At 72.6% G+C, this 10,461-nt stretch carries 6 protein-coding genes; all 6 read right to left on the reverse strand.

Features of this window, described 5'->3' with window-relative positions; all coding sequences use genetic code 11:
* Positions 1-6: 6 nt before the first annotated feature.
* From ITP53_RS36020 to ITP53_RS36045, 6 genes are read right to left on the reverse strand one after another with little or no spacing between them, the layout of a single operon-like run.
* Positions 7-2,214: a TOMM precursor leader peptide-binding protein gene (locus tag ITP53_RS36020; RefSeq protein WP_195899937.1), complete on the reverse strand. Its 2,208-nt coding sequence runs from the start codon at positions 2,212-2,214 to the stop codon at positions 7-9.
* The gene (locus ITP53_RS36025) at positions 2,207-4,351 is read right to left on the reverse strand and encodes a YcaO-like family protein (protein WP_195899938.1); all 2,145 of its coding nucleotides are present in this window, start codon (positions 4,349-4,351) and stop codon (positions 2,207-2,209) included. The genes ITP53_RS36020 and ITP53_RS36025 overlap by 8 nt, the downstream gene beginning before the upstream one ends.
* Positions 4,348-5,712, reverse strand: coding sequence for a SagB family peptide dehydrogenase (locus tag ITP53_RS60590; protein ID WP_195899939.1), 1,365 nt, complete (start codon positions 5,710-5,712; stop codon positions 4,348-4,350). The genes ITP53_RS36025 and ITP53_RS60590 overlap by 4 nt, the downstream gene beginning before the upstream one ends.
* Positions 5,709-6,800 (reverse strand): thiopeptide maturation pyridine synthase, encoded by a 1,092-nt coding sequence (locus ITP53_RS36035; RefSeq protein WP_195899940.1) that lies wholly within the window; start codon positions 6,798-6,800, stop codon positions 5,709-5,711. The genes ITP53_RS60590 and ITP53_RS36035 overlap by 4 nt, the downstream gene beginning before the upstream one ends.
* Before the next feature lie 4 nt (positions 6,801-6,804).
* Positions 6,805-7,761, reverse strand: a complete 957-nt coding sequence (locus ITP53_RS36040) for a thiopeptide-type bacteriocin biosynthesis protein (RefSeq protein ID WP_195899941.1) — start codon at positions 7,759-7,761, stop codon at positions 6,805-6,807.
* 1 nt (position 7,762) lies between these two features.
* Positions 7,763-10,432, reverse strand: coding sequence for a lantibiotic dehydratase (locus ITP53_RS36045; RefSeq protein ID WP_195899942.1), 2,670 nt, complete (start codon positions 10,430-10,432; stop codon positions 7,763-7,765).
* Positions 10,433-10,461 lie beyond the last annotated feature (29 nt).

Consider the following 10,461-nt stretch of genomic DNA (forward strand, 5'->3'; position numbering starts at 1 on the left):
TGCTCCTCACGGGAACGGGTGGGGGTGTGGGTTGAGGTCGCCGGGCCGCAGCGGGCGGGCGGCGTACCCGAGTGTGTGGGGTACGGACAGCAGCCTTGGGAGGCCGTCCACGCGGCGCATGTCGTGTCCGAACGTCATCGCCAGCGTGCCCGGGATGATCACCTTGACGCAGGAGAAGCCGCCCGCGCGGTGCTCCGGGGTGGTCTGGTCGACGACCACCACGTCCAAGCCCTCGTCCAGGTAGGCGCGTACCAGCTCATCGAGGTCTTCACGCAGGTCCGCGTTGCGGAAACGCCCCGCCGCGCCGCGGGAGGGCGCCCGGCGTTCCTGTGCCCGGTCGCGGTCGTCGCTGTCGCCGTCGCCGTCGCCGTCGCCGTTGCCGTCGCTGTCACCGTCACCGTCACCGTCGCCGTCGCTGTCGCCGTTGCCGTCGCTGTCACCGTCACCGTCACCGTCGCCGTCGCTGTCGCCGTTGCCGTCGCCGAGTAGGAAGGCGAAGCGGGAGAACGCCTCCGGTGTGCCGTAGAGCAGCGAGTGGTGCGCCATGTCCTTGACCAGCGACGGGTCGTCCACCATGCGGCGTGCGGCGTCGCGCAGACCCGGATAGCGTCCGATCACGTCGGGCAGCGTGGTGGCCAGCTCGCTGAGCGCGTTCTCCACCGCCTTCTCCGGGTCGAGGTGCGATCCGGCCGCGCAGGCCACCTTCGGCCGTCCGTCCGTGTCCGAGGGGTTCACCGCCATCGCCCAGACGCACGGGATCCCCTGCTCCAGCGTGGTGTCGAAGACGTGGATCCGGTAGCCGGTCCTGGCGGTCAGCGCCTCGGCGATGAGCGGGATCGTCGGGTCGCGGGCCTGGTCGAGCTGGATGCGGGGCACCGCCATGCGGGCGTACCACGTCATGAGGAAGGCGTCGCGCTCCGCTACCTCCAGGATCCCGTACATGATGGCCTCGGTCATCGAGCCGCCGAGCGCGCAGCCGTTCGAGATCTCGTAGACGAACCTGCCGGGCGACCGCACCCGGTAGTAGGCGTACGACTCGGGGACCAGGATGGGCGCGTCCCTGGCGAAGGAGTACCCCCACACCCAGGTGTAGGGACCGTCGTCGTCGTAGCGCTGGTAGCGGAAGCCGTCGAGCTCGTGCCGTTCGTCCGGGAACAGCCCCAGCAGGCGCGGATCGAGCGCCCGCTCCCCCAGCTCCGCCCGGCTGGCCCGCACGGTGGTGCGCTTGCCGCCCGGCTGCATGCCGCCGTGCCGTTCCAGCGCCTCGAGTATCGCCACCAGGCGGCTGCTCCGGTAGCTCCGGGTACGGCCGAAGCCGCCTTCCGTGGCGCCGTCCCTGAGCCCCATCCAGGCGGCGGCCACCACGGATCCGGCGTCGCTGCTCTTGGACAGCAGCCGGATCAGTCCCGCCTCCTCGTCGACGTAGGTGTCCGCCAGGGCGTCGACCTCGCCGGCGAGCGCGCGCACCCGGTAGGCGCCCGGGTCTTCCTTGCGGTGGGCCTCGAGGGTGAGGGGGGTCGCCGCGTCGTCGAGGAGGTCACCGCATGACGGGCAGAGCGGGTCGGGCAGGAAGGCGTGCCGGGAAACGTCGAGCTCGTCAAGCCGCACTCGCAGAAACCCACCGTCCGTACGGGCACGGGCCGGTGCCCGGCTCAACGCGACCCCCTCGTCCGCGACGGCCTGGGTCTGGCTAAGCGTGTTCCCCTCGTCCGCGCGGGCCGAGGCCCGGCTCAGCGGGGCCCTCTCGTCCGGACGAGCCGGGGGCTGGCTCAGTGCGGCTGCCTCGTCTGCGACGAGCGTGGCCACGACGTCCGCCGCGAGCCCGGTGAGCCAGGCGGAACGGCGGGTCCGGAGCTCGTCACGGTTCTGGTCGAGTACGGCGTCGTGTTCGCGCGGATGCACCCGGCTCCGCCATCGGCGCGACTCGGCGCAGTCGTGGCAGCCCGTCCCGCCCGGCCGTTCCGATGGGCCGATCATCACCTGGCCGAGCTCGGTTCGTACGGGCAGCCAGATCGCGCCTCGCTCGGCGCAGACGGCCCGGGTCTTGGCGTACGGCGTCACGTCGCCGGCGTCGCTCGCCACCACGACCACGGTGCCCGCGACGGCGGTGGCGGCGTGATCCGCCCTGGTCACCGCGCAGGTCTTGACGCCGGCGACGACGTCGGCGATGGCGTCGGCCAGCGTGCCGTCGCCGATCAGCAGGATCTCAGTCATGGAGCAGGACCACGTGGACGGTGTTCGGCATCGCGAGACTCACTTCCGGATCATGGTCAAGGGGGACGACCACCAGGTCGGCGCCGCGGGCCGCCAGAGCCGCGGCGATCTCGGCCACCTCGGCGACGCGCCGCCAGGACGGCTCCACCGGGGCGGCGTCCTTCAGCGGCATCTCAGCCAAGTCAGGCGGGGCGGTCAGCTGCATCTCAGCCAGGTCAAGCGAGGCGATCGGCTGCATCTCAGCCAGGTCAGGCGGGGCGGTCAGCTGCATCTCAGCCAGGTCGGACGGGGCGTAGGCGGGTTGCGCGTGCATTCGGGACTGCAGCCCGAGAAGGGTGTCCCGCATCGCGTCGCGCAGCGCCTCGGCGTAGGTGAGGCCGCTGGCGACGCCCTCTGACCGCCCGGCCCGGCACACCACGGTGGGCACGCCGAGTGAGCCGGTGAGGTCGCCGGCGACCACTTCCTCGCGCATGGCCGTCAGCATCGACCGGTACCGCTCGCCGGTCGCGTCCATGGTCACCTGGCTCTGGTCCAGGCGCCGGACCGGGCCGCTGAGCTCCTCCAGCGTCAGCCGCCTCACCTGCGCGAGCACCCCCGCCAGCACCGCCTCGTCCCAGGAGTAACCGGAGGCGACCCCCTCCGGCACCCGGTACGGCCCAGCCACGGGAATCCGGCTGAGCAACGGAAAGGCAACCCCCACGGGCACGAGCCGCACACCACCTCCCGCGAGCGAGTACCCACGCACATGAACGCCGCCACCCTCCGCGCCGCCCTCGCGGAGCGCCACGTGGACGCCGCCTGTCTCCGTGCCCGAGAGCGCCCGCCCATCCGCCACCTGGTGCCCGCCGCCGTTGCGGAGCGCCGCGTGGACGGCACCTGTCTCCACGCCGGAGAGTGACCGTTCAGCGGTCGCCTGGTGCCGGCTGACGGCGTCGCGGAGTGCCGTGAGGCCTGCGTCGGCGTTGTCGGTGAAGGGGGATCCGTCGGCGTTGAGCAGCAGGCGTGGGTCCACCATGAGGGAGCCGTAGACGGCGAAGGCGCGCAGGGCGGCCGTGTATCGCGCGGTGGCGAAGTCCAGGCCCGTGCCGATGACCTGGGGCGACGTACCGAGCAGGCCGACCGGGTCGGACACCGCGATCTGGCAGACGTTCAGGGGGAGTTGGATGAAGTCGCCCTCGTCCGGCGGACCGAAGACGCCGAGGCGATCGTCGGCGCAGGGTGCGGCCCGCTGGGAGAGCGTCTCCCCGTCCAGCGGCGGCGCCTCCCGCCGGGAGGCCAGCGTGGCCAGGAACGCCTCCTCACCGGCCGGCGCCACGTCGAGGGCGAAGGGATGGCGCAGCACGGCGTGCTCCTGCCGGGCGAGGGTGGCGACATCGAAGCGCGTGACCCGGCCGGGCCGAGGCGTGCTCACGGCGGTGACCGTGCGGAACACCTGGTGTACGAACTGCCGTGCGCCGATCGCCCGGCCCGTCCCCGGATCCGCGAGGCCCGCACCAGGCCGCGGGGAGGAGTGGGGGCGGGCTGTCAGGCGGCGGGTGAGCGTCGTCCAGTCGAGCATGCCGTACCAGAGCTCGCCGTCCAGAATGAACGCCTGCGCGAGGGGCGTACCGGTGGCCGCGCACAGCTCCGCCACGCGGCGTGTGGTCTCCTCGCGGGGGTGTTCGGACACGTACAGCACCAGATCCGCCTCTGCCGGATCCAGATCTCCGGAGACGCCCACATGCCTCAGCCCCGAGCGGCGGGCCGCGGCCACGACCTCGGCGAGCAGGGCGCCGTCCCCGCCCACCTCGGTCCTGGTGGCCTGGTAGCGCGCGAAGGAGTCGCGCCCCGAACTCAGGAAGTAGCCGAGGAAGGACTCCTCGTCGCGGCCGGGCACCTCCTCCGGCCGGTCCACCCGCTGGATCGCGCCCCGCGCCATGAGCGCGCGGATCAGCCGCGTCACCGGCCCGCGCCGCTCCTCCGCCAGCCCTTCTGTGAGCTCGTCCAGGGTGTACCGGCCGTCCAGGTACGGGACCAGCCGCAGCAGGAGCCCGTGAACCGAGCCGCCCCCCAGCATGGCCGGCCCCTTGTGGGTCACCAGGTACACCCCCTCGGGCGCCTCGGTGTAGTAGGCGTCCTGACGCAGCAGCAGCTTCACGCGTGCCCGCCTTCCGGCCGGCTGCCGACCAGGAACTCGCCGACGGCGCTCTCCACCGTGTAGTCGCGCCCGCTCGCCTGGTTGATCGCGTCGGCGTCGCCACCGCCGAGCCCGCACGCCGCCAGCCCCATGGCCGAGGCCGCCAGGTACAGCGTCTGGTAGAGGACGCCCACGTGCTTCAGGATCAGCGAGTACGGCATCTGCTCATAAGTCCACATCAAGCGGCCGAACCTGGCGGTCACCACGAGCAGGACCTGCGGCGTCCGGCGTTCGAAGGTGCCGCGCCGCGCCGTGGCGAGCAGCTTGCCCATCTCGGGACCCGGGCCCCGGACCAGGACGAGCCGGTGCTCGTGCGAGTCGTAGTGGTAGATGCCGGGGTCCAGGCCGTCGACAAGCCGTACGACGGGATAGATCTCCAGCTCGAAGACCGAGCCGCCGGCGGGGTACGGCCGGCTCAGGTGCGCCCGCCCCTGGGCGTCCGTCACCGTACGGACGCGGGCGGAGCGGTACAGCAGCTCCCCGAGCTGGCCCACGGTGATCGGGCGGCTGTCGTCGTGTACCCGATCGCTGCGGCGGTCCTCCATGACGGCGGCCAGCGGCGGGTCGGCGCGGCGCAGTTCGTCCAGATCAGGCCGGAACAGCTGGACCGCCGGCCCCGGGTACGGCTCCGGCCGGGTGGGAGGCTGCTCGAAACGGCCCTCGGCCCACAGGGTGCGGCCGTAGCCGCTACTCAGGTCGGCGCGGTCACTGATCCGCGTACGCCGGTGAAACCAGAGCTCGTGCGGGCTCCACTGGCGCAGACGCAGCTCCCGCTCCTCCGGGCCTTCCGCGGGCACGGCGAGCCTGGCCCAGTAGAGATCGTGGTACAGCAGCCCGAGTTCGGTGCCAGGGACCGCGAGCCGTCCCGGATCGGCGAGCCACCCCAGCACCTCCAGGAGGGCCGGGTCGTGCAGGTGGACCTGCGCCCAGGCCAGCGGCGACTCGATCACGAGCTCGTCCGCCTCCCGATGGACCACGGCGAACCGCGACAGCACCAGCCCGCGCGGGGCGACCCCGGGGTCGGGGCGCGGCGGCAGCAGCGGCCGTACCGTGTACAGCGGCCGTTCACCGCGTGCGACGACGCGGCTCAGCCAGCCGCCGGAGCGCAGCCCCTCCAGCAGGTCGGCCACCTCGCCCGCCGGCGGGTGAGCCGTCTGGAGGCGGCCTCGCGCCAGCGAGCGCAGCAGGTCGTGCTTCCACGGGTCGGCCTCTCCGAGTGAGTGGCTGCGCAGCCCGAGCAGCACCCGCAGCTCTCCGTCCTCCGACGTGCCGCTGAACACGCCGGGAACCAGCGACAGGCCCTCGGTCAGCACCGCGCTCACGGCGCCGCCTCCGTGAGCGACGGGTCGGCCAGCGTCCTGACCAGCTCCAGCGCGGACATCCCGTGCGCCTCCTCCACCGCGCCCGCGGCCAGGTGGCACAGCAGGAACCGCTCGGCCGGAGACACGCCCAGCCGGGTGAGATGCAGGTACGTGTAGTTGAGCAGCAGCTTGTAGCCACGGAACCACCGCGTGTCCTCGGTCTGCTCCTGCCAGGCCGAGGTGCCGAACAGCTCCCGGTGGAACGGGCTGACCTGGGTGAGGTCCACGACGTCCGGCTCCTGCTCGGGTGCGGCGTCGGTGTCGAGCTCACCGGCCGCGATCAGCGCGTCCGCCCGTTCACGGTACGCGGCCAGCACGCCGGTCCACTCGCCGATGTACGGCAGCGGCGCCCCCGTGCCGTCCAAGGCACCGACGATCTCCCTGACCTGGGCGACCAGGGTGCTCGCGCCCCGGCGGTAGTACTCGTCCCAGGTCTCGCGGCGGCCGTCGCCCTCCGGGTAACCATGCAGGAACGCCTCGGCGTGCGAGCGGAAGGAGATGGCGCCCCTGGCCAGCCCCACCCCGGACAGCTTGTGCGCGGTGGCGATCATCAGGTCGAACGCCAGCCCGAGCCGGGGACCACCGCCCGCGATGTCCTCGGTCATGGCGAAGGCCAGCCCGGTGGAGTCGGTGTAGAAGTCGGCGAGGAGCGCGTCCCAGACCGGGTGCGCCGGTTCCCCGCCTTCGTCGTCGGTGAGCTCCACCGAGTTGTCCGGGTGCCACGGCAGCAGTGGGCCGCTCTCCCCCTCCAGCTCCGCCAGCCGCCGGTGAGCACGCAGGTGCTCCTCGGGGACGAGCACCTGCGTGGAGGGCGATTCGGCCAGGAATTCCCCGATGAACCGGTGGACGGCGGGCTGGACGATCTCCGCCAGCGTCTCCGCCGAGCAGCGCACCCGGATGCGGACATGCGGGCCGCGCAGCCAGTGGGGGACGTAGTAGGTCTCCGGCACCTGCTTCGCCAGGTGCGCGAGCAGCGGCCGGATCCCCCGCAGCACGAGCTGCTCCTTGCCGTCCGCGTAGTAGTGGACACGGAAGGTGTACCAGCGCAACGTCTCAGCTCCTGTCGTCAGCGAGGGCGGCCAGCGCGTCCCCGGCCAGCCGCCGGACCGCGATCTCGCCGGGCAGCGTCACCCCGAGCCGGTTACAGGCCAGGTGGGCGCAGATGTCGATGATGGTGAGCACAGAGGCGTCCCCGGAGACGATGCCTCCCGGCCCCTCCCAGCCCGATCCCGGCGGCAGGAGGCTGCCCTTGGCGGACTCGGTCCGCAGGACGTCCCGTAGCGCCCGGATCGAGCGGGCCCATTCGATCAGCGTCCCCGACCCGCCGAGCCGGCTTCCCGCCGCGGCCATCGCCGCCATCCTGCGCGCGATGGCGACCGCGGTGTCACGCTGGTCGCCCAGGTCTGGCTCCGGCCAGGGCTGGGCGCCGTACTGCCTGCTCTCGTGGCTGATCCAGCTCAGCAGACGGGCCGGGTCCGGCTCGCAGGTGAGCCAGGCCAGCATCAGCATGGCCAGCGCGGCGGTCGAGCGTTGCCCGTCCGAGGCGCCAGAGCCGAGCAGCCGGAGCGCCAGCTCGCTGGAGTCGGTGAAGTGCCTCTCCACCGCCTCGATGGCGGCGCCGTGGCCGTAGCGGTGGTGTTCGCGCCGGTAGGGCACGAAGGCGAGGGAGTCGTTCGGCTGGAGCTCGGCGAAGGCGGGCCGGATGCTCTCCCATCGGGCCAGCAGCTCCGCCGTCTCGGCGTACTCCTCGGCGCGCATGAGGGGGGTGGAGGGGTGGCTGCTGAAGTAGCCGGTGAAGCGCGCCTCGATGGCGGCGGACAGGCCGGCGGCGTCGGCGCCGGGCGCGGGCAGCACCCGCAGGCGTACGTGTGGACCGCCGTCCCAGTAGCGCAGGAAGAACCATCCGGCGACGGGAAGCTCGCTCACCAGGGGCAGGACCGCGTGGACCAGCAAGTGGTCCTGATCGCCCTGGTAAAAGACATGGGCGCTGAGCCAGTCCGTTTCTTCCATGTCAGTTCCGATCAGAGATCTCGACGAGGTATTCGGCCACGGCCGGTTCCCGATAGTCCTCGGGCGCGGGCAACGCCTCCTCGAAGACGAGGTACGGCCCGGGCTTCCGCATCATGCGTTCGAGCACACCCAGCAGATGCCAGTTGGAGAAATCCAGATAAATGGGCTTACGCGACTTGTCCATCACCCATTTGCCCATCCGGTTGTCGGCGGACTCCTCCTCCCAGAGGCCGTCGGCCCACATCCGCAGGTAGGCGCGGGTGGGGATGCCGTGGCCGCGCAGCCACTCCACCAGCCGTACGAGGAAGTCCGCGTCCGGCTCGGCCGCCTGCCGTACCGGGACCAGCCCGGCGGGCACCGTCCACCGGGCCCTGCGCAGGACGATCCGGCCGGTCTCCACCCTCTCGTGCTTGGTGATCGCGTCGGGGGACGGCCGGTGCGGGCTGACGGCCAGCGGGGAGAAGCTCGGGTGCGTGTAGTACGTAGCGCCGAAGGCCCAGGTCAGAAGCTGGGCCACCGAGGGTAGCAGGACGTCGGCCATCATCCCGAGGTGCAGCGGCACCACCTGCTCCCCCAACCGGGACGACACCACGCGCACCAGGTCGGACTCGCTGTCGTGCGCCACCATCAGGTCGCTGAGCGGCAGCCGTTCAGAACCGGGCCGTCGCGTGACGGTGTGGGGATAGTCGATCTCGTAGGCCATCATGGGCGCGCGCACGTTCAGGGTGGACGAGAACGAGCCGCTGAGCTCCGCGTACACCGTGCCAGGCCGGGGCCGCAGCCAGGCGTCGTCGGGGGGCAGCGTGCCGCCGGCCCTGGAGACGAGCCGCGCCAGGCGGCTGCGCCCGCGCCCGAAGCCGGAATGGGCCACGTTGAGCGCCAGCGAGAGCCCTTCGCGGCGCTCGATGGGTTGCACGTAGCAGCCGAGCGAGTCGGGCGCGGACACCCAGGCCGGCCACCGGTCGATCATGCGCCGCAGCGTCTCTGTCGGCGTCCTGACCACGCCGTCCTGGTCCGCCTCTCCCAGGACGGTCAGGCGTGCCTCCTCCTGGATCGCCGCCAGCGCCCGCAGCCGCGGCAGCGGGCTCGCCGCCAGCGCCGTGGTGTCAGGCAGCGGTGAGGCCCGCAGGTAGCGGACCACCTCACTCGCCGCCGGCGAGTGCTCCCCCTGCCTGGCGACCTCCTCGTGCACCGCGCGGAAGAGCGAGAGGTACGACACGGCGGCGCCGGCGCCGAACCGTTCCCTGCAGTAGGTGCCCAGCGCGAGCCTGAGCGGGAGCGCGGGGTCGAAGGCGGCGAGCCACCTGCGCACGGTGTCGAGGTCGTCGAGCGCGGGACGCCACTTGTCGATCGAGCGGGTCACCGGCGGCCCGTAGAACACCGCGTTCTCGTGGAAGATCACCTTGCCCAGCTCGTCGACCGGCGGGAAGGGCAGGCCGAGTCGGTCGATGACCCGGCCGATGGCCGCGCGCAGCCGATCCTGCCTGGCCCGGTGCGCCTCGACGTCCTCGACGGGCACGTCCTGCCCGAGCTCGTGCCGCAGCCTGTCCAGCACCTCGACCACGTCCATGAGTTGCTGATCCCCGGCGGCCGCCACCCAGGCCGACAGCTCCGCCAGCGGGTCCCCGGCCTGGTCGGAGAGGGGCGGCTCCAGGCTCAGCAGGCCCGCAGACACCAGCTTCTCCAGGAACGGGAGCGCCCGGTCCTCCGCCCCGGGCGCGAGCGAGCCGGCCAGCACCGCCAGCGTGCGATCCGGGTGCTCGGCGACCAGCCGCAGGCATTCCCGTACGGCGGGCGAGCAGGGAACGGTGATGATCGACTCCTGTGGCGGCACGCCCACGAAGGTCACGGTGTCGCCCTGGACGATCGCGCTCGGGTTGGCCCGTACCGTCAGGGTGGCCCGGAGCGCGGGCTGCGCGGACAGCGTCCTGGTGATGCTCTTGATCAGATAGCCGTCCAGGTCGAGCACCCCGCCGTACCGCGACAGGCCGTCGAGGCGGTCGGCGTCCCCCCACTCGCCGACGCCGCTGATCGTGAACGTGCTGTAAGGACTGGTCTTGGCCGCCGCGCGGGAGACGTACTTGGCCAGCCGGGTCATCGTCTGCGCCCTGGGGCGGTGCGCGTCGTCCTGGAGCCATTTGGTGAGCTCGGCGAACAGGCTGGGGCTCGCCTGCGAGAGCGCGCGGCGGAACCGTGGCTCCGCGGCCACCCCGCGCATCCGGTCCTCGGCGGCGCGTACGTCGGCGGCCAGGATCTCCGGCAGATCAGCGGCCAGCCGCTCGCGGACCTGCGACCGCGCCAGCCACTCGCGTACCCTGCCCGCGACCCCGGCGCTCAGCGCGTCCTCGACGCCGGCGTTCCACTCGCGGGCGCGCGGCCGGCGACCCTGGTGCAGCGCCCGGCGCAGACCGACGACCTGCGGCTTGCGGCTGTCGCCCGTCAGCGCGCCGATCTCCGCGAACAGGGCGTCGGAGAGCTCGCCGGCCTCGCCGTCCAGCCACTCGCCCAGCCGCGCGATCTCCTGCGCCAGCTCGAACGACCGCTCCAGGCGCATCTCGAGGAGCGCCGACACGGGCAGCCCGGCGAGCCGCAGGACCGGTGGCGCGTCCACCCGTGCGCCGCCTGCCGGAAGGCCGAACCCCCCGGCGACGACGCTCTTCCTCTCGTGCATGGCACCTCTTCCCGCTTCCCGCGAGGGGC

The organism is Nonomuraea cypriaca (genome assembly GCF_015645445.1).
Lineage (GTDB): Bacteria > Actinomycetota > Actinomycetes > Streptosporangiales > Streptosporangiaceae > Nonomuraea > Nonomuraea cypriaca.